The sequence below is a fragment of the Propionicicella superfundia DSM 22317 genome (assembly GCF_000423465.1).
Taxonomy (GTDB): domain Bacteria; phylum Actinomycetota; class Actinomycetes; order Propionibacteriales; family Propionibacteriaceae; genus Propionicicella; species Propionicicella superfundia.
The window spans coordinates 77,270-96,115 of sequence record NZ_AUIA01000011.1; the positions used below are offsets into that span (position 1 = coordinate 77,270).

Genomic DNA, 18,846 nt, shown 5'->3' on the forward strand with positions numbered 1-18,846 from the left:
GCGTGGCCAGATGATGGGTGCCGCGGAACTGGCGGAGCAGGTGCTCGCCGGTTCCCGGCCCCACATCGCCCGGGCCATCACGCTGGTGGAGTCCAGCCGGTCCGATCATCGTGTGCGCGCGCGAGAGATGCTGCGGCTACTGCGTCCGCACGCGGGCAACTCGGTCCGTGTCGGCATCTCGGGCGTGCCCGGGGCCGGGAAGTCGACCTTCATCGACGCCCTGGGCATGAAGCTCATCGGGCAGGGACACAAGGTCGCCGTCCTGGCCGTCGACCCGTCGTCCACCCGCACGGGTGGGAGCATTCTGGGCGACCGCACCCGGATGGCCAAGCTGGCCGCGAGCGACTCCGCCTTCGTGCGGCCGTCGCCGAGCGCCGGGCATCTGGGCGGCGTCGCGCGTGCGACCCGCGAGTCGATGATCGTCGTGGAGGCGGCCGGCTTCGACGTCGTCCTCGTCGAGACGGTGGGCGTCGGGCAGTCCGAGGTCGCCGTGTCCGGCATGGTCGACACGTTCCTGCTGCTGACGCTGTCGCGTGCCGGCGATCAGTTGCAGGGCATCAAGCGCGGCATCCTCGAGATGGCCGACGTCATCACGGTCAACAAGGCCGACGGCGACCACGAGGGCGAGGCCCGCGTGACCGCCCGCGAGCTGCGGATCGCGATGAAGCTCATCACGTCCGATCCGAACGCGCGGCGCCCACCGGTCCTGACGTCGAGCTCGTACACGGGCATGGGTCTCGACGAGGTGTGGGAGGCGATCCTGGAGCACCGCCAGTACCTCGAGGTGGGCGACGGGCTGGCCAAGCGTCGTGCCGCCCAGCAGCTCGACTGGCTGTGGTCGCTCGTCAACGGCGAGATCCTCGACGGGGTGAAGCGGTCGGCGCGGGTGAAGTCGGTCGTCCCCAGCATCGAGGCGGAGATCACCGGTGGGGAGCTGTCCGCCCTGGAGGGCGCCGAGGAGATCGTGAAGGCGTTCGTCATGGACGTGGGCGCGCTGTGGCCCGGCGAGGCGGCCGTCGACTGACGGCCGGGTTCCGACACGCGCGCTGTCCGGGGGCAGTTGGTCACTTCTGCGAGGGTTCTGCCCTCCGGCACCCGTGATTGGTCACAACGTGCACGCGGGCCCGAGGAGGATCCGTTCGCCGATGCGGACGATGCCGTCGAAGTAGGCGTCCGGCTCGACGCTCTCACCGAGGTGGCCGAACCGCTCGCTGATCACCGCGCCCATCACGAGGTGCCAGGCGGCGAGCCCGGCAAGGATCCACTCCGGGCCCAGCGTCACGCCATCGGCGGCGAGGAACGTCTGCACGGCCGGGAGCGCCCGTTCCGCCGCGTCGCGGTAGGAGTCGGCGGCCGGCGGTCGCCGACCGGCCGCCGCGGCGTCGGCTCCCAGGTGCGCGAGGAGGAGATGGACCCGCGTGCCGGGTTCGGTCGTCCGCTCGGCGGGGGCGTGGTAGCCCGGCACCGGGGTGCCGAAGATGAGCGCGAACTCGTGCGGATGGGCCGACGCCCAGTCCCGGATCGCGTGGGCGATGGCGCGCCACCGTCCGTGCAGGTCTGTGGCTCGTACGCGGTCGTGGGCGTCCTGGACGGTGTCGGCCAGATCGCCATGGGCGTGCGCGACGAGCATCGTGAGCAGGTCGTCGCGGTTCGCGACGTACCGGTACAGCGCGGACGGCACGAGGTCGAGTTCGCGCGCCAGCCCTCGCACGGTCAGCGCATCGCTGCCGCCGTCGGCCAGCAGGCGCAGGCCTGCGGTCAGCACGGCTCGCTGTGTGGTCTCCCGGCGCTCGGCCCGAACCCCCATGTTCCCCCCAGATCGTGAACGGTGTTCTTGCATTCTGCCACGCTTGCCGGAATCGAACCTTCCTGGCGTGGAGGGTTGATGTTGGACTACCAACACAAACCCTCCACGCTATGAGGGGTAGGCCTGAATCGTGAACGGTGTTCTTGATTTTGGCTGCGCGCTGTGCTTCCCTGGTCGTAACGGAGAACGATGTTCACTGATTGGGGGAGTGTCATGGGTCACCATCTCGTCGTCGGAGCCGGCGGCATCGGCCGGGCCACTGCGCAGCGACTGCGCGACCTGGGGCAGGAGGTGACCGTCGTCTCGCGATCGGGCCCGCGGAACCTGCCCGCCGACATGCAGGGGCTCGCCCTCGACATCACCGACGCCGGCGCGCTCGCCCACGCGGCGGAGGGCGCGGCCAGCATCGTCAACGCGGTGAACCCGGCGCAGTACTGGCGCTGGAGCGAGGAGTGGCCGCCGATGGCCGACGCCTTCCTCGCCGCCGCCGAGCGGTCCGGGGCGGGGCTGGTCACCGTCGGAAACCTGTACCCCTACGGGCCGGTGGACGGACCCATGCGCGAGGACACTCCGGAACGCGCGTCGGGCGCGAAGGGGCGGCTCCGGGCGTCGATGTGGCGCGCGGCGCTGAACGCTCACGAACAGGGACGCGTGCGCGCCACCGAACTGCGGGCCTCGGACTACACCGGGCCCGGGGCCGGTGGCGGACAGTCCTTCCTCAACACCTACGCGATCGTGCCGGCGATCGCCGGGAAGGCGGTGCGCATGCCCATGGGCGACGTCGACGTCCCTCACTCCTGGACGTACCTGCCCGACATCGGCGCCCTGGCGGCGGCCCTCGCGACGGGCGAGGGGTGGGGACGGCTGTGGCATGTGCCGACGGAGCCGGCGCGCTCGGTGCGCGAGGTGGTGACCGATATCGCCCGGCTGCGCGGCACGAGCGTGCCGAAGGTCTCGGCACTGCCGCGGTTCGTGGTGACGGCCGGAGGCGTCTTCTCCCCGCTGCTGCGGGAACTGCGGGAGACCAGGCATCAGTTCGAGCGGCCGTTCGTGCTCGACTCGTCGGCCGCCCAGGACGAGTTCGGCCTCACGCCGACGCCCTGGGAGGACCAGCTTCGCGCGTGCCTCGCCGATCCCGTCCTGGCGCCGTGACATCCGGGCGGCGGGGTGGGCCCGGGGCGGCGCCGGGCGCCCCGGCCAGGGTCGGACCGGAGCTCTCGTCCTGGAGAGCGTCGCACCGGCCATCGGGCATCACGCGGTGACGCCGCTCCACGAGCGGCGGCCGGCTGCGTCGCTCGCGGGGTGGGGGCAAATCGTTCGGAATCCCTTGCGTGGTTGACGCCTGGACCGTCCAGCCCTAGGTTCTGCTCATGGGAAAGACATCGATCCGACCGGGCGCCGGGTGGCGCCTGCTGGCCTCGGCGATGGCCGTTGCAGCGCTGACGACGGGCTGCACCAGCACGCCGGGCATTACCGAACCCCCTGCCACCTCCCCGTCGGCGGACGGCACGCGGCCTGCCTCGACGGCCTCCCCGTCGGCGAGCGGCAGTGCGACGCTCCCCGTGCTCGCGATCCGCTCCGATGACGATGCCGTGGAGAGGGCGTCCGGGCACGGCCGGCGGTCCTTCACCTACACCGTCGATTCCGGGACGTACGCGATGTACCTGGTGTGCCGCGGCTCGTCGGCCGTGTCCGTGAGCGCGTCGGGCGCCACATCGACCTGGGAGGTGCCGTGCGATGAGGTCGTCTCCCGGAGGATGATCGTGACCGAGCCGGCGACGGTCGATGTCACCCTCGACGCGGCCGACGCGACCGAGTGGGCCTTCGTCTTCGCCGTGCCGCGATAGCCCGGCGGCGCACGGCTCGCTCACAGGTGCTGTGACCGGTTGGTAACCTGACGGGCGACGCCCACCGCGTGACGGGGTAACCAGGGTGAGCCGGGGTGTCCACGAGGTGAGCATGGGTGATTCCCGGGCAAGTGTCCGTGTCCATGCCGTAAGGGCTTCGGGCGGGTGCGGCCGTGGACGCCCGAACCGCCATCGCGAGGCGGTCGGCGGTAACTTAGGCTGGCCTCGCCTCCGGGGTCCGGGGGAACTAGGTTACAAAGGCATATCGACCCGTCCGGCACGGTGCCGCCGGAGGTGGCGAAGGTCTAGTGTGTCGCTCACAGCCGGCCCCTGCCGGGCGGCAAGACTTCCAGCCAAGGAGGCTCCTTCGTGAAGAAAGCTCTGGTGATCCCCGCGGCGCTGCTCGGTGCGGCGGCTTTGACGATGAGCGGGTGTTCGACGCCGCCGTCCGCCACGACGGCGGAGACGACCGCCGCCCCGAAGATCGACTACATCGCCTGTATGGTCTCCGACTCCGGCGGCTTCGACGACAAGTCCTTCAACCAGACGTCGCACGACGGCCTCATCAAGGCACGCGACGAGCTGGGCGTGCAGACCAAGGAGGTCGAGTCCACGAACACGAAGGACTTCGAGAACAACATCAACTCCATGGTGCAGGCGGGCTGCAAGACCATCGTCACCGTCGGCTACCTCCTCTCCGACGCGACCGTGAAGGCGGCGACGGCCAACCCCGACATCAACTTCGCGATCGTCGACGACAACCCGACCGCGGCGAAGGACCTGAAGAACCTCAAGCCGCTCGTGTTCAACACGGCGCAGTCGTCCTTCATGGCGGGGTACCTCGCCGCGTCCCTCAGCACGTCGGGCAAGGTCGGGACCTTCGGCGGCATGAAGATCCCCACCGTGACGATCTTCATGGACGGCTTCGCGCAGGGCGTCACCTACTACAACGAGAAGAAGGGCAAGGACGTCGCGACCCTCGGGTGGGACAGCGCCAAGCAGGACGGCCAGTTCGTCGGCGGCTTCGAGGACGTGGCCGCGGGCAAGCAGACCGCCAAGGCACTGACCAGCCAGGGCGCCGACATCCTCTTCCCGGTCGCCGGCCCCGCAGGCCAGGGTGCGCTGCAGGAGGCGCTCGACTCCAGCGGCAAGGTCTCGGCGATCTGGGTCGACACCGACGGCTGCGTGAGCGCGGCGAACTTCTGCTCGATCCTCGCCTCCTCGGTGTACAAGGGCATGGACGTCGCGGTGTTCGACGCCATCAAGGACGGCGTCGACGGCACGTTCTCCAACACCGCCTTCGTGGGCACGCTGGACAACGGCGGCACCGGTCTCTCGCCGTTCCACGAGTTCGATTCGAAGGTGTCGGCCGACACCAAGTCCGAGCTCGACCAGATCAAGAAGGACATCATCTCCGGCACCATCACCATCGAGTCCGCGGCGCAGCCGTCCTGAACTCGACGTCCCGACACGCGTGACGCCAACAGCCAGCCCCAGCTAGCCTCGTGGCTGGCTGTTGGCGTCCCTAGGGAAGGATGACACCGTGACGACTGAACGCTCCACGGGTCTTCGCCTACGCGGCATCACCAAGCGATTCGGCTCCCTCGTCGCCAACGACCATGTGGATCTCGACATCCTCCCCGGTGAGATCCACTGCCTCCTGGGCGAGAACGGCGCGGGAAAGTCGACGCTGATGAACGTCCTGTACGGGTTGCTGCCGCCCGACGAGGGGACGATCACGATCGACGGCCAGGAGCGGACGTTCACCGCGCCGAAGCAGGCGATGAACGCCGGCATCGGCATGGTCCACCAGCACTTCATGCTCGTCGAGGTGTTCACGGTGGCCGAGAACCTCGTCCTCGGCCGGGAGACCGGCCCCGGCCCCGTGCTGAGCATCTCCCAGGCCCGGCGGATGGTGCGGGACCTCTCCGACCGGTACAGGATGGGCCTCGATCCCGATGCCGTCATCGAGGATCTCCCCGTGGGCGTGCAGCAGCGGGTCGAGATCCTGAAGGCGCTCGCCAACGACGCCACCTACCTGATCTTCGACGAGCCGACCGCCGTGCTCACCCCGCAGGAGATCGACGAGCTCATGGAGGTGATGGGCGCGCTCCGCGACGCGGGCAAGGCCATCGTCTTCATCACCCACAAGCTGAGAGAGGTCCGCGCGATCGCCGACCGCATCACGGTCATCCGCCGCGGCGCGGTGGTGGGGGAGGCCGGGCCGGAGCTGTCCGAGACCGCGCTCGCCGAGATGATGGTCGGGCGCGCGGTCAGCCTCGACATCGACAAGGCCGAGCGTGCGCCGGGCGAGGTGCGGCTCGCCCTGCGCGACCTCGTCGTGCAGAACACCGCGGGGGCGGTCGTGGTCGACGGCGTCTCGCTCGAGGTGCACAGCGGGGAGATCGTCTGCCTCGCCGGCGTGCAGGGCAACGGGCAGTCCGAGCTGGCCGACGCGATCCTCGGCAATGTGCCCGTCGCGGCGGGGACGATCACGGTCGGCGGCCGGGACGTCACCCACTCGACACCGCGGCAGAGCATCCGTGCCGGGGTCGGCTTCGTCCCCGAGGACCGGCAGGTCGACGGGTTCGTGAAGACCTTCACGGTGGCGGAGAACCTCATCCTCAACAGGGCGTCCGACAGGCCGTTCTCCAACGGGGTGAACCTCGACTGGCGCTACATCAAGCAGTTCGCGCGGGATCGCGTCGCGGAGTTCGACATCCGCACCCAGTCCGTCGACGACCCGCTGACGTCGCTGTCGGGCGGCAACGCGCAGAAGGTCGTGCTCGCCCGCGAGCTGTCCCGCGACCTCGCCATCCTCGTGGCGTCGCAGCCGACCCGCGGCGTGGACGTCGGCGCGATCGAGTTCCTGCACAAGAGGATCGTCTCGGAGCGCGACAAGGGGACGGCCGTCCTCATCGTGTCGACCGAACTGGACGAGGTGGAGGCGCTCGCCGACCGCGTCGCGGTGATGTACCGCGGCCGCGTCGTCGGCGTGGTCCCGCCGTCCACACCGCGTGGCGTGCTGGGCCTGATGATGGCCGGGGTGTCCTACGACGAGGCCGTTCGGGCCGAGGAGCCCGGCGAGACGGTGGAGGGGGACCGGTGAGCGCGACTTCCGTGGAGGGCGGCCCGGCCTCGGCCACGCCGCCCGGACCGTCGTTCGGCCAGCGGCTCCTGGGCGTGTTCCGGGGCGGTGGACTGTGGCGTGAGGCCGCCACGACGGCGGCCGCGATCCTGCTCGCCCTTCTCGTCGGCGCGATCTTGATGATCGTGTCCGACCCCGACGTCGCCGGCCAGTGGGCGTACCTGTTCACCGCGCCGCACCTGCCGCTCGCCGCGTCCTGGGGCAAGGTCTGGGGCGCGTACTCGGCGCTGTTCGTCGGCGCGCTCGGCAGCCCCACCGCGATCGCCGAGACCACGGCCCGGTCGGCGCCGCTCATCGCCGCAGGCCTCGGCGTCGGGCTCGGCTTCCGTGCCGGCCTGTTCAACATCGGCGCCCAGGGCCAGGCGATCTGGGGTGCCGTGCTCGCCGCCTACGTCGGCTTCGCGTGGCAGCTTCCCCTCGGCCTCCACCTGCTGGTGGCGATCCTCGGCGGCCTGCTGGGCGGCGCGGTCTGGGGCGGCATCGTGGGCGTCCTCAAGGCGAAGGCCGGGGCCCACGAGGTCATCGTCACGATCATGATGAACTACATCGCGATGTACCTGCTGGCCTGGCTCCTGACGACCTCCGCGTTCCAGCGGCCGGGCCGGACCGACCCGATCTCGCCCGAGCTCCCGGCCAGTGCCACGATGCCGAGCTTCGGGCTGACCCGGTTCCACCTCGGTTTCATCCTCGCGGTCGTGGCCGCGGTCGCCGTGTGGTGGCTGCTGGAGAGATCGGTGCTCGGCATGCAGATCCGTGCCGTGGGCGCGAACCCGCACGCGGCCCGCACCGCAGGCATGAGCGAGGCGCGGACGACGATCATCACGATGGCCCTCGCCGGTGGGCTCGCCGGTCTCGCGGGCCTGATGTCGACGCTCGCGCCCGCTCCGTCGGGGGTGCCCACCCCGCTCAGCGACGGGGTCGTCGGGTCCGTCGGGTTCGACGCGATCACCGTCGCCCTGCTGGGACGGTCGCACCCCATCGGGATCGTCTTCGCCGGTCTCCTGTTCGGTGCGATGAACGCCGGCGGACTGGCGATGCAGTCCATGGCGCAGACGCCGAACACCCTGGTGTACGTGCTGCAGGCGCTCATCGTCCTCTTCGTGGCCGCACCGAAGCTCGTCAGCACGCTGCTCCCGTTCCTCAAGGGCCGCCTCCGCAAGGCGTCCGCAACCGGAGGTGAAGCCTGATGTCCGCGACCCCCGTCATGGCCGCCCCGCAGGTCTCCGGCGTCGAGCGCCTGGAATCGTCCGAGAGACGCCGCAGCCGGCTGTCCCTCGGTGTCCTGCTGCTCGTGCTCGGGCTCGGTCTGGCCGCCCTGCTGCTCGACATCGAGGGCACCGCGTCGTTCGCGTTGTCCGACGCGTTCGACGAGGTGCAGCTCCCCGTGATCGCCGTCCCGGGTTTCCCGACCCTGCTCGCCTGCACGCTCCTGCTGCTCGCCGGCGCGGTCGGCATCCTCTCCGGGAGGCTGCACGGCTGGACGTTCACCCTCGCCGCCACCGTCGCCGGACTCGCCCTGGTCGTGGGCTTCCTGACCTGGGCGGCCGCGGGACGCGATCTGCCGTTCCCCGTCAGCAACCAGTTCGCCGGGACGCTGGCCCTCGCGACACCGCTCGTGTTCGGTGCGCTGACCGGCGTCCTCGGTGAGCGTTCCGGTGTCGTGAACGTGTCGATCGAGGGGCAATTCCTGACCGCGGCGTTCGCCGCCGCGCTCGTCGGAAGCATCACGAAGTCGGTGGTGTGGGCACTGGGTGCCGCCGTCATCGCCGGGGTTCTCATGGCGGCGTTGCTGGCGGTGTTCGCCATCACCTACCTCGTCGACCAGGTCGTCCTCGGCGTCGTGCTGAACCTGCTCGCGTCGGGACTCACGGGGTACCTCTACGACCAGCTCGTCCAGCCCGACTCGCAGAACCTGAACCTGTCCCCGATCCTCGGGAAGATCCCCATCCCGGGGCTGTCGTCGCTCCCGTTCGTCGGGCCGGTCTTCTTCGACCAGACGATCCTGGCCTATCTCGCGGGTGTCTCGGTGCTGGTCGTGTGGTTCCTGCTGTACCGGACGAAGTGGGGGCTGCGGGTCCGCGCGGTCGGCGAGCATCCCCGTGCGGCCGACACGGTCGGCGTCTCGGTCATCGGCATCCGCTGGTCGGCGGTCCTGCTCGGCGGGCTGTTCGCCGGGCTCGGCGGCGCGTTCTTCACACTCGGGACGACTGGCCAGTTCTCCAAGGACATCACCGTCGGCAACGGCTTCATCGCGCTCGCCGCCGTCATCATGGGACGCTGGCACCCAGGCCTCGCGGCGGTGATGGCGTTGTTCTTCGGGTTCGTGAAGCAGCTCGGCTCGCAGGTGCAGTCCCTGAAGACGCCCGTGCCGAGCGACTTCCTGCTGCTGCTGCCGTACGTCGCCACGATCATCGCTGTCGCCGGCGTCCTCGGCCGATCGCGGGCGCCGGCTGCCGACGGCGCCCCGTACGTGAAATGAGGCGCGCTGTGACCGAGATCGGCTGGGAGGGCCTCGTGCAGGCCGCGGTGGAGGTGAACGCCCGCGCCTACGCCCCGTACTCGGGGTATCCGGTCGGCGCCGCGGCACTGGCCGGCGACGGACGCGTGCTCGTCGGGTGCAACGTCGAGAACGCGGCGCTGGGCGTGGTGCTGTGCGCGGAGTGCGGCGTCGTGTCGCAGCTCGCCGCCACCGGTGGCGGCCGGTTGACGGCGCTGGCGTGCGTGAACGCGCGGGGCGAGGCGATCCTGCCGTGCGGACGCTGCCGCCAACTTCTCTGGGAGCACGGCGGCCCGGCCCTGCTGATCCTGACCCGGACCGGCCCGCGTCCCTTGTCGGAGCTGTTACCTGACGGCTTCGGGCCCGACGATCTCGCCCGTGTGGAGGATGTATGACGATGGAGTTGGAGACGATCCGGCAGGTGCCGAAGGTCGCGCTGCACGACCACCTGGACGGTGGGCTGCGCCCCGCGACCGTCCTGGAGTTGGCCCGGGACGTCGGTCACGAGACGCCGGCGGGTGACGCGGCGTCCCTGGCCGACTGGTTCCGCGACCAGTCGAACGCGGGCAGCCTGGCGGAGTACCTGAAGACCTTCAGCGAGACCGTCGCGGTGATGCAGACACCCGATGCCCTGCGCCGTGTCGCGCGCGAGTTCGTGCTCGACCAGGCCGCCGACGGCGTCGTGTACGCCGAGGCGAGGTGGGCGCCCGAACAGCACCTCACCCGGGGTCTCACCCCCGCGCAGGCGACCGAGGCCGTCCGCGACGGGCTGGCCGAGGGCATGGCGCAGGCGACCGCCGAGGGCCGGCCGATCATCGCGCGCCAGCTCATCACATCGTTGCGGCACACGCCGCCGCGACGGGACATCACCCGGCTCGCCGTCGACTACCGCGACGATTCGGTGTGCGGTTTCGACCTCGCCGGTCCCGAGGACGGGTTCCCGGCCGTCAGCCATGTGGCGGAGTTCGAGTACCTGCGCCGCAACAACGTCCTGTTCACGATCCATGCGGGGGAGGCCGCCGGGCCGTCCTCGGTGTGGGAGGCCGTGCAGCTCTGCGGGGCGCGACGGCTGGGGCACGGGGTGCGGATCGTCGAGGATGTCGACCTCACCACGGGCCGGCCCGCGCCCGGCGGCATCGCCGCCTACGTCCGCGACGTCCAGATCCCGCTGGAGGTGTGCCCGACGTCCAACGTCATGACGGGGATCAGCGACGGCATCGACACCCACCCGGTGGACGTGCTGCTCGACCTCGGCTTCGCCGTCACGATCAGTTGCGACAACCGGCTGATGAGCGACACGACGCTGAGTCGCGAGCTGGCGGCCCTGTCGGCCGCGTTCGGCTACGACGCGGACGACCTGCTGTTCCTCACGCTCAACGCGGCGCAGGGGGCGTTCCTGCCGCTGGACGAACGCGTCCAGCTCATCGACGAGGTGATCCTGCCCGGCTTCGCCGCCGTCACCGGCTGACATCCGGGGCCACGGCGTGCCCGCCTGCCCGCGCGGTTCGCCGCGCCGCAGGCACATCCGCGCTCTGCCGGGCCCGGCCGCCGGACGCCGGGCGACGCGCAGGCACCGGCGCCGGAGCCCTAGTCTTACCCTCATGAGTTCTGCGATCCTGTCCGCTGTCGCCTGGCCCTACGCCAACGGCCCGCGGCATATCGGCCACGTGTCCGGCTTCGGCGTCCCGTCCGACGTCTTCTCCCGCTACCAGCGCATGGCGGGCAAGGACGTCCTGATGGTCTCCGGCACGGACGAGCACGGCACCCCCATCTCGGTGCAGGCCGACAGCGAGGGCGTCAGCGTCCGGGAGCTCGCCGACAAGTACAACCGTGTGATCGTCGAGGACATGCACGGGCTGGGGCTCGCGTACGACCTCTTCACGCGGACGACGACCCGCAACCATTACCGGGTCACCCAGGACATCTTCACGAGCCTGTTCCGCAACGGCTACGTTCAGGCGAAGTCGCAGCAGAGCGCGATCAGTCCCTCGACGGGGCGGACGCTGCCCGACCGCTACATCGAGGGCACCTGTCCGATCTGCGGCGCCGACGGCGCCCGCGGCGACCAGTGCGACACCTGCGGCAACCAGCTCGACCCGGCCGACCTCATCAACCCCCGTTCGAAGGTGAACGGCGAAACCCCCCTGTTCGTGGACTCCGAGCAGTTCTTCCTCGACCTGCCCGCCTTCTCCGAGGCGCTCGGCACCTGGCTGCAGACGCGAACCGACTGGCGCCCGAACGTCCTCAAGTTCTCGGCCAATCTGCTCGGCGAGCTGCGGCCGCGGGCGATCACCCGCGACCTCGACTGGGGCGTGCCGATCCCGCTCGACGGGTGGCGCGACCAGCCGATGAAGCGGTTGTACGTGTGGTTCGACGCGGTCATCGGCTACCTGTCGGCCTCGGTCGAGTGGGCGGCGCGCACCGGCGAGCCCGACGCGTGGCAGCGGTGGTGGTGCGATCCCGAGGCCCGTTCCTACTACTTCATGGGCAAGGACAACATCGTCTTCCACTCGGTGATCTGGCCGGCGATGCTGCTCGGCCACAACGGGCAGGGCGACCGCGGGGGCGAGCCCGGGCCGTTCGGCACGCTCAATCTGCCCACCGAGGTCGTGTCCAGCGAGTACCTGACGATGAGCGGCTCGAAGTTCTCGACGTCGCGACAGCAGGTCATCTACGTCGGCGACTTCCTCGCCGAGTTCGGCCCCGACGCGTTGCGCTATTTCATCGCCGCGGCCGGGCCCGAGACGCAGGACAGCGACTTCACCTGGGACGAGTTCGTGCGGCGTACGAACTTCGAGCTCGCCAACGAGTGGGGCAACCTCGTCAACAGGTCGATCTCGATGGCGCACCGCAACGTCGGCGCCGTCCCGACGCCCGGCACGCTCACCGCCGCCGACTCGGCGCTGCTGGCCACCGCGACCGCTGCCTACGCGACGGTCGGCGAGCAGCTCGGGCGCGCCCGCTTCCGCGCGGCGCTCGGCGAGGCGATGCGGGTGGCCGCCGCCGCGAACAAGTACCTGAGCGACCAGGAGCCCTGGAAGCTGAAGGACGATCCGGTGCGCCGCGACACCGTGCTTCACACGGCGCTGCAGGTCGTCCAGGACACGAACACCCTGCTCACCCCGTTCATGCCGCATGCCGCGCAGAAGGTGCACGAGGCGCTGGGGGGCACCGGGGTGTGGGCCGCGCAGCCCGAGGTCCGCACCGTGTCCGAGGAGGGCGGCCCGGACTACCCGGTCCTCATGGGCGACTACGCGCAGCAGCAGGCGGTGTGGCGGTCCACGCCGATCGAGGTCGGACGTCGGTTGTCCAAGCCGGAGCCGCTGTTCGCCAAGCTCGATCCGTCGCTGGGGGAGACCGGGCCGTCCTGGGCTCCGCTGGCCTGAGCGCCGCTCGCGCGGAGCCCCGTCAGGGCACCGTGTCGGCGCGACGACCGGGATCGCCGGCCATCGCGCCGATGCGTCGCTGAGCGGCACGCATGGACAGCGGCCGGAAACCCGCCGCCACGGCGTCGCGTTTGAGCGCGGGCTGCTCGCGCCACAGTGTGAACCCCCGCCGCAACAGGACCGCGGGAGGCTTGCGGTGGGTGCGCAGGTCGCGTACGAGGCGCAGGATCGCGACCAGGGTTCGCGGCCGGTCGAGGTAGATCGCCTCCACCGGAACGCCCGCCTTCCGCGCGTCGGCCAGGAGGGTCGGGGCGAAGATCCCCTCGGCGACGAAGGCGGGCGCCGCTCCGAGGTCGAGATCGTGGCATCCGATGCGGGCACTGGACGCGATGTCGTAGGCGGGGACCTGCGCGCGACCGGTCGCACACAGCGTCGCGAGCGCGGTCAGGCATGCCTCGCGGTCCCAGCTCGCGGGATCGTCCCAGTCGACGATGCCATGCCGTCGTGGGAGGTCGGGATGGTCGCCATCGCGATAGAAGTCGTCGAGTCTGAGCAGGGGCAGCCGGCACAGCCGGGCGAGCCGTGACTTGCCGCTGCCGGAGGGGCCGGCGAGCAGGATCGCGATCGCGGCTCTTGTCACGGCTGGGAATCCTATCGGCAATGAGACAGTGGTCACATAGACTCACAGGTTCAGCGAGGTGATGTTGGTGTGCAGCAACTGCGGGCGACTACTGGTCGGTGTGGGCGACTATTGCCCCTACTGCGGGTTCCCACGCCCGAAGCTGACCCAGCAGTTGGAGGACACCGGGGCGATTCCGCGGGTCAGGCCGTCCAAGCGCACGCCTGGCCTGAAGAAGGTCGGCAAGCGGACGCTGGCCATCGTCGTCAGCCTCGTCGGGATCGTCGGTCTCGTCGTGGGCGGGCTGTACCTTTTCCGGCCGTCGTCGGCCGTGGGCGACCCCGATGTGGCCAGGGGCACCGTGCCCGACCAACTGTCGCCGCTCACGGCCGCCTGGTCGAAGGCGCGCAGTGAGATCTTCACCGGGCTGGGCGCCATCTCCTCGGTGAGGTTCTACGAGCCGGGCCGGTACGACAGCGCCTACGCGTCCACCATCGTCGCCGCGGCGAGCGATGCGACCGGGCGCAGTCAGCTCGTCTCCCTCAATGCGGTCGACGGCTCGGTGCGCTGGCGTGTCTCCGCCGCGACGCCGTTCTCGTGCGCCGACAGGCCGATCAGCGGCGGGCTGGCCTGCCTGTACGACTCGCAGTTGCGGCTGGTCGTGCTCGCCGACGGGGCCGTCGGGCGCACTTTGCCGGTGCACGTGACGAGCAAGCAGGTGGCGGTGGTCGGTGATGTAGTCCTCGCCCTGTCCGGACAGAACACGAGCAAGACCGAGTCCCGGGTCAACCTGCAGGCGTTCGCGATCGACGGTGACCTGTTGTGGAGCGACGAGGTGACTGCGGCGGGCACGAGCTACTCGTTGTCGACATCGGGCGGTGTCGTGGCCGTCACAGGGGTGGTGCGAGCCGACGACGGCACCCCGATCGTCCACACGGTCGCAGACGGCGCCACGCTCGCGCTGCCGGCCGGCACGGTGACGCTGCTGCCGAACGAGCGGATCGCGGTGACCGCCGACGACGCGACGACGATCTGCACGACGGCCGGGGCGTGCGATGTCCGCGTCGACGGGAGGCCTGTGCTGCCGACCGTGTTCGACTCCGGCCTCGAGGACTACCCGCTGCTCTTCTCGGCCTCCGGCGGGGACGTCAACGAGTTGCGCGTCTACACGTCGTCCGGTGTGCAGACGTGGAGCCGGGCGGTGTCCGACCCGACGGTCGTGGGCTTCTGCGCCGGGAAGCTCGTGCTGCGGGACAAGGCCGCCGTCACGGTGGTGTCGCCGTCCGACGGTGCGCAGGCGTGGTCGCAGACGGCCATTCCCGAGTCCACGGCGATGTGGTGCGACACGGCGCGGGTGATGACGTTCACCGCCGACGCGGGGTTGTCGGCGTTCGAGATCGAGAACGGCCGGCAGGCGTGGACGGTCGACTTCGGCGCGTCGGGGAGGCCTTCGCTGGTCGCGACGACCGGTGGCTTCCTGGCGGTCGGCGACACCTGGGTCCGGTACGGCTGAGGGGCGGTCCGGCGCGGGGTCGCGACGGCTCAGAGTTCGACGACGAGCCCGCGCAGCAGCGCGGCCAGCCTGGGCTGGGCCGCCTTCCCGGCGGCGATCACCTCGGCGTGGTCGAGGGGCGCGGCCGTCACCCCCGCCGCCGCGTTCGTGACGAGCGAGATGCCGAGCACGCGCATCCCCTCGGCGCGGGCCGCGATGCACTCCAGCCCCGTCGACATGCCGACCAGGTCGGCGCCGATCGCCCCCGCCATGCGTACCTCTGCAGGGGTCTCGTACTGCGGCCCGCGGAACTGGCAGTACACGCCCTCGGGAAGGTCCGGGTCGACGCGGCGGGCGAGGTCACGCAACGCGGGGCTGTAGGCGTCGGTCATGTCGATGAACGTCGCGCCGCGCAGCGGGGTGTCCCCGGTGAGGTTGATGTGGTCGGCGATGAGCACGGTCGTGCCCGGCGCCCACGCGGGGTTCAACCCTCCGCAGCCGTTCGTGAGGACGATGTCGGTCGCGCCGAGCGCCGCGGCGGTCCGGACGCCGTGGACGACCTGCGCGACGCCCCGTCCCTCGTAGTAGTGGGTGCGTCCGGTGAGGATGACGGCGACCTTGCCGGTGGCCACCCGGACGAGACGCAACTCGCCGCCGTGGCCGGCGACCACCGGGGCGGCGAAGCCCGGCACGTCCCCGAGGGGCAGCGACGCGATCGTCTCGCCCAGGGTGTCGGCGGCGGCGTTCCAGCCCGATCCGAGGACGAGCGCGAAGTCGGCGGCGGAGACGCCGGTCGACTCGGCGATGGCCGCGGCGGCGTGCGCGGCGTAGGCAGCGGGGTCGGAGAAGTCGATCACACGCGAACTCTAGCGACCCGGGATCGCGGGCGGCCGGCGGCGGCCGGTGCGTCGCCCGGTCAGAGCCTCCGGCTCTCGTCGGGGACGTCGGCCGTGGTGGTCGACGCGTCCGCGCCGGGGACGGGAATGTCGTCGGTCCCGTCGTCGACGACGACGGTGCGGGCGATGGGGCGTTCCTTCTTGATCGCCTGCCAGGCGAGGAAGCAGAAGGCGAGGCCGAGACCGCCGAAGGTGAGGGTGGAGGCCGTGGTGAGCAGTGTGCGCGGCCCGGTCGCGAACCCGACGACGTAGAGCACGACGCCGGAGAGGACGGCCAGCGTCGCGACGGCGTAGAGCAGCAGCACGCCGCGACCGGCGCGGAGCAGCACCCGCGACTCCCACGTCATCTGGATCACGGGGACGGCGACCGCGAGGGCGAACACCGCACTGGCCGCGTCGAGCATGGTCTGCTGCGCCGGGGTGGTGTCGGCGAAGCCCGCGATGACGAGGCCCACCCCGATGGCGACCAGCACCGTCCCCACGGCCAGCGCGATCCAGGCACTGCGGGCGATGGGCTGTCGGCTGCTCATCCGGCCAGACTAGCCGCGGGCCATCGCGACGATCGTCGTGGTACGGAACGGATGCGAAGAACACGCCCTTGTGGGAGCGGCTTTCCTGGCGGTCGGAGGCGGAGACGGGGATTCGCCGACCACTCCAACGCCATCGTGATCGCCGAGCCGACCGGCGGAGAGTCGGCCCGGACGGCGCCGGGCGGAGACGGTGCGGATGACTCCGCCCCCGTCCCGTACGTCACGATGCGGGTCACCAGAGTGCTCGGTGGAGGGGTTTCCGCGTCGGAGATCCAGGTGATCAGCCCCGGGGTGGACCACCGGACGGGCAGGCAGGTGCTCGTGAGCGGTGGGCCCTACCTGCTGTTCCTCGCGCCGGCGATGTATGCGGCCGACGACCCGGCGGGAGGCTATGTGGTGACGGGCGGCCCGGCCGGGCTGTACGCGGCGATCGAGCGCGGTCGCTTCGGCCGCGTCGATTCGTCGAGCCCGAAGCTCCCGTCGACGCTGAGCGGCTCCACGACCGACCTGCCCGAGATCACCAAGAGCGAGAAGCAGGTGCTCGCCGAAGGGCCGCGCTGACCCGGCGGGGCGCTGACTGCGGAACTTTGTACCGAATGCGGGCGCCGAAGGGCCGCGCTGACCCGGCGGGGCGCTGACTGCGGAACTTTGTACCGAATGCGGGCGCCGAAGGGCCCCGCTGATCCGGCGGGGCCCTGACCGCGGAGTTTCGTACCGAAAAGAGGTCGCATGAGGCCTCATTCGGTACAGAAGTCCGCGGCCAGCGACAGGGGCGCTCCGAGCGGCCGTCATTCGGTACAGAAACCTGGCCCGTCACGGCCGAGTCCGGGTCAGGCCGACTCGGTCGCCTCCTCGGGGTCGACGATCTCGCACAGCGCCTCGCCGCTGGCGATGGTCGTCCCGACGTCCACGAGCGAGCGGACGATGCCCGCCCGGTGCGCGGTGATCGGCTGCTCCATCTTCATCGCCTCGAGCACGACGACCAGATCGCCCTCGGTGACCTCGTCTCCGTCGGCCACGTTGAGCTTCACCACCGTGCCCTGCATGGGCGCTGTGAGAGAGTTCGTCGACGGAGCCTTGACGTGTGCAGGCCCGCGGCTCCGCTTGGTGGGCTTGCGGCTCGGGGCGGCCTTCGGCGGAGCCGTGAGGACGCTCGGCAGGCGGATCTCCACACGGCGACCGTCCACCTCGACGGTGTACGTGCTGGTGTCGACGGGCTCGGATTCGCCCACGACCCCGGTGTACGGCTCGATATGGCCGGCGAACTCGGTCTCGATCCACCGCGTATGCACGCCGAACGTCCCGTCGACGGCGGTGAACGCCGGCTCGTCGAGAACCGCTCGATGGAACGGGAGGACGGTGGGCATGCCCTCGATCACCGTCTCGCCCAGCACCCGGCGGGCCCGCTCGATGGCCTGGCTCCGTGTGGCGCCCGTGACGATGATCTTGCCGACCAGCGAGTCGAACGCGCCGGGGATCGACATGCCGGCGAGGTAGCCCTCGTCGACGCGCACGCCGGGACCCGTCGGCGGACGCCACGCGGTGAGCGTCCCGGGCGCGGGCATGAAGTTGCGGCCGGCGTCCTCGGCGTTGATGCGGAACTCGATGCTGTGGCCATGGATCTCAGGGTCGCCGTAGCCGAGCTCCTCGCCGTCGGCGATACGGAACATCTCGCGGACCAGATCCAGCCCGGTCACCTCCTCGGACACGGGGTGCTCGACCTGGAGGCGGGTGTTCACCTCGAGGAACGAGATCGTCCCGTCCTGGCCGACGAGGAACTCGCAGGTGCCCGCTCCGACGTACCCCGCCTCGGAGAGGATCGCCTTGGACGACTCGTACAGCCGGGCGAGCTGCTCGTCGGTGAGGAAGGGCGCGGGCGCCTCCTCCACGAGCTTCTGGTGCCTGCGCTGCAGGGAGCAGTCGCGCGTGGACACCACCACGACGTTGCCGTGCGCGTCGGCGAGGCACTGGGTCTCGACGTGGCGGGGCTTGTCGAGGTAGCGCTCGACGAAGCACTCGCCACGGCCGAAGGCGGTGACGGCCTCGCGGGTCGCCGACTCGAAGAGCTCGGGGATCTCGGCCAGCGCGCGCGCGACCTTGAGACCGCGCCCGCCGCCGCCGAACGCGGCCTTGATCGCGATGGGCAGCCCGTGCTCGCTCGCGAAGGCGACCACCTCGTCGGCTCCGGCGACCGGATCGGACGTCCCGGGGACGAGCGGTGCCCCGGCCCGCTGTGCGATGTGACGCGCCTTGACCTTGTCGCCCAGCGCGTCGATCGCGGCCGGCGGCGGACCGATCCACACCAGCCCGGCGTCGATCACGGCCTGCGCGAAGGCGGCATTCTCGGCAAGGAACCCGTAGCCAGGGTGGATCCCGTCGGCGCCGCTGCGGTGCGCGACATCCAGTATCTTCGCGACATCCAGATACGTCTCGGCGGGGGTCGACCCTTGCAGGGCAAACGCCTCGTCGGCGAGCCGGACGAACAGGTTGTCCGCGTCGGAGTCGGCGTACACCGCCACCGACTGCAGGCCGGCGTCACGCGCCGCCCGGATCACGCGGACGGCGATCTCGCCCCGGTTCGCCACCAGCACCTTTGCCAGCGCCATCATGCCTCCTGAATAGTG

General features: G+C 70.8%; 17 protein-coding genes. 12 read left to right on the plus strand and 5 right to left on the minus strand.

The genetic code is table 11. The features are described 5' to 3' along the window. Positions 1-10 precede the first annotated feature (10 nt). Positions 11-1,024 (plus strand): methylmalonyl Co-A mutase-associated GTPase MeaB, encoded by a 1,014-nt coding sequence (gene meaB / locus G555_RS0100345; RefSeq protein WP_036920520.1) that lies wholly within the window; start codon positions 11-13, stop codon positions 1,022-1,024. A gap of 81 nt (positions 1,025-1,105) precedes the next feature. Here meaB and G555_RS0100350 read toward each other — a convergent pair whose 3' ends face one another. After that, a complete protein-coding gene (locus G555_RS0100350; protein WP_028707335.1) occupies positions 1,106-1,807 on the minus strand; it encodes a TetR/AcrR family transcriptional regulator in 702 nt (233 codons plus the stop codon). 213 nt (positions 1,808-2,020) lie between these two features. On the opposite strand from G555_RS0100350, the gene G555_RS0100355 reads away from it, so the two are divergent. From G555_RS0100355 to metG, 9 genes are all read left to right on the plus strand, one after another. Further along, positions 2,021-2,959 (plus strand): NAD-dependent epimerase/dehydratase family protein, encoded by a 939-nt coding sequence (locus G555_RS0100355; protein ID WP_028707336.1) that lies wholly within the window; start codon positions 2,021-2,023, stop codon positions 2,957-2,959. Between the two features lie 218 nt (positions 2,960-3,177). Then, complete coding sequence (locus G555_RS0100360; RefSeq protein ID WP_028707337.1) at positions 3,178-3,654, plus strand: hypothetical protein; 477 nt, start codon at positions 3,178-3,180, stop codon at positions 3,652-3,654. Positions 3,655-4,023: 369 nt separating this feature from the next. Next, positions 4,024-5,109 (plus strand): BMP family lipoprotein, encoded by a 1,086-nt coding sequence (locus G555_RS0100365; RefSeq protein WP_036920461.1) that lies wholly within the window; start codon positions 4,024-4,026, stop codon positions 5,107-5,109. 58 nt (positions 5,110-5,167) lie between these two features. Continuing rightward, on the plus strand, positions 5,168-6,763 hold the full coding sequence (locus G555_RS0100370) for an ABC transporter ATP-binding protein (protein WP_084634467.1): 1,596 nt from the start codon (positions 5,168-5,170) through the stop codon (positions 6,761-6,763). After that, positions 6,760-7,989, plus strand: coding sequence for an ABC transporter permease (locus G555_RS16955; RefSeq protein ID WP_425413813.1), 1,230 nt, complete (start codon positions 6,760-6,762; stop codon positions 7,987-7,989). The genes G555_RS0100370 and G555_RS16955 overlap by 4 nt, the downstream gene beginning before the upstream one ends. Beyond that, positions 7,989-9,281, plus strand: coding sequence for an ABC transporter permease subunit (locus G555_RS0100380; RefSeq protein WP_051208014.1), 1,293 nt, complete (start codon positions 7,989-7,991; stop codon positions 9,279-9,281). Before G555_RS16955 ends, G555_RS0100380 begins: the two co-directional genes overlap by 1 nt. Before the next feature lie 8 nt (positions 9,282-9,289). After that, entirely contained in the window at positions 9,290-9,694 is a 405-nt protein-coding gene (locus G555_RS0100385) for a cytidine deaminase (protein WP_028707341.1), read from the plus strand. Then, on the plus strand, positions 9,691-10,767 hold the full coding sequence (locus G555_RS0100390) for an adenosine deaminase (protein ID WP_028707342.1): 1,077 nt from the start codon (positions 9,691-9,693) through the stop codon (positions 10,765-10,767). The genes G555_RS0100385 and G555_RS0100390 overlap by 4 nt, the downstream gene beginning before the upstream one ends. Positions 10,768-10,900: 133 nt before the next feature. Next, positions 10,901-12,685: a methionine--tRNA ligase gene (metG, locus tag G555_RS0100395; protein ID WP_028707343.1), complete on the plus strand. Its 1,785-nt coding sequence runs from the start codon at positions 10,901-10,903 to the stop codon at positions 12,683-12,685. Positions 12,686-12,707: 22 nt separating this feature from the next. Here metG and G555_RS0100400 read toward each other — a convergent pair whose 3' ends face one another. After that, positions 12,708-13,325 (minus strand): uridine kinase, encoded by a 618-nt coding sequence (locus tag G555_RS0100400; RefSeq protein WP_245581150.1) that lies wholly within the window; start codon positions 13,323-13,325, stop codon positions 12,708-12,710. Positions 13,326-13,392: 67 nt separating this feature from the next. On the opposite strand from G555_RS0100400, the gene G555_RS0100405 reads away from it, so the two are divergent. Next, entirely contained in the window at positions 13,393-14,817 is a 1,425-nt protein-coding gene (locus G555_RS0100405; RefSeq protein WP_169337836.1) for an outer membrane protein assembly factor BamB family protein, read from the plus strand. A gap of 29 nt (positions 14,818-14,846) precedes the next feature. Here the strand turns inward: G555_RS0100405 and G555_RS0100410 are convergent, their stop codons facing one another. Continuing rightward, complete coding sequence (locus G555_RS0100410; RefSeq protein WP_028707346.1) at positions 14,847-15,653, minus strand: purine-nucleoside phosphorylase; 807 nt, start codon at positions 15,651-15,653, stop codon at positions 14,847-14,849. Positions 15,654-15,712: 59 nt separating this feature from the next. After that, positions 15,713-16,222, minus strand: coding sequence for a hypothetical protein (locus tag G555_RS0100415; RefSeq protein ID WP_028707347.1), 510 nt, complete (start codon positions 16,220-16,222; stop codon positions 15,713-15,715). 135 nt (positions 16,223-16,357) lie between these two features. Here G555_RS0100415 and G555_RS0100420 point away from each other — a divergent pair, with 135 nt between their 5' ends. Next, positions 16,358-16,783, plus strand: a complete 426-nt coding sequence (locus G555_RS0100420) for a hypothetical protein (protein ID WP_028707348.1) — start codon at positions 16,358-16,360, stop codon at positions 16,781-16,783. 269 nt (positions 16,784-17,052) lie between these two features. On the opposite strand, the gene G555_RS0100425 is transcribed toward G555_RS0100420, so the two are convergent. Further along, the gene (locus G555_RS0100425; RefSeq protein WP_036920464.1) at positions 17,053-18,831 is read right to left on the minus strand and encodes an ATP-binding protein; all 1,779 of its coding nucleotides are present in this window, start codon (positions 18,829-18,831) and stop codon (positions 17,053-17,055) included. Positions 18,832-18,846 lie beyond the last annotated feature (15 nt).

Excerpts from the sequence above, each read along its gene's own strand:
- G555_RS0100360 (WP_028707337.1), top strand. The coding sequence starts at position 3,178 with ATGGGAAAGACATCGATCCGACCGGGCGCCGGGTGGCGCCTGCTGGCC.
- G555_RS0100390 (WP_028707342.1), top strand. The coding sequence starts at position 9,691 with ATGACGATGGAGTTGGAGACGATCCGGCAGGTGCCGAAGGTCGCGCTG.
- metG (WP_028707343.1), top strand. The coding sequence starts at position 10,901 with ATGAGTTCTGCGATCCTGTCCGCTGTCGCCTGGCCCTACGCCAACGGC.
- meaB (WP_036920520.1), top strand. The coding sequence starts at position 11 with ATGATGGGTGCCGCGGAACTGGCGGAGCAGGTGCTCGCCGGTTCCCGG.
- G555_RS0100355 (WP_028707336.1), top strand. The coding sequence starts at position 2,021 with ATGGGTCACCATCTCGTCGTCGGAGCCGGCGGCATCGGCCGGGCCACT.
- G555_RS0100380 (WP_051208014.1), top strand. The coding sequence starts at position 7,989 with ATGTCCGCGACCCCCGTCATGGCCGCCCCGCAGGTCTCCGGCGTCGAG.
- G555_RS0100415 (WP_028707347.1), bottom strand. The coding sequence starts at position 16,222 with ATGAGCAGCCGACAGCCCATCGCCCGCAGTGCCTGGATCGCGCTGGCC.
- G555_RS0100425 (WP_036920464.1), bottom strand. The coding sequence starts at position 18,831 with ATGATGGCGCTGGCAAAGGTGCTGGTGGCGAACCGGGGCGAGATCGCC.
- G555_RS0100350 (WP_028707335.1), bottom strand. The coding sequence starts at position 1,807 with ATGGGGGTTCGGGCCGAGCGCCGGGAGACCACACAGCGAGCCGTGCTG.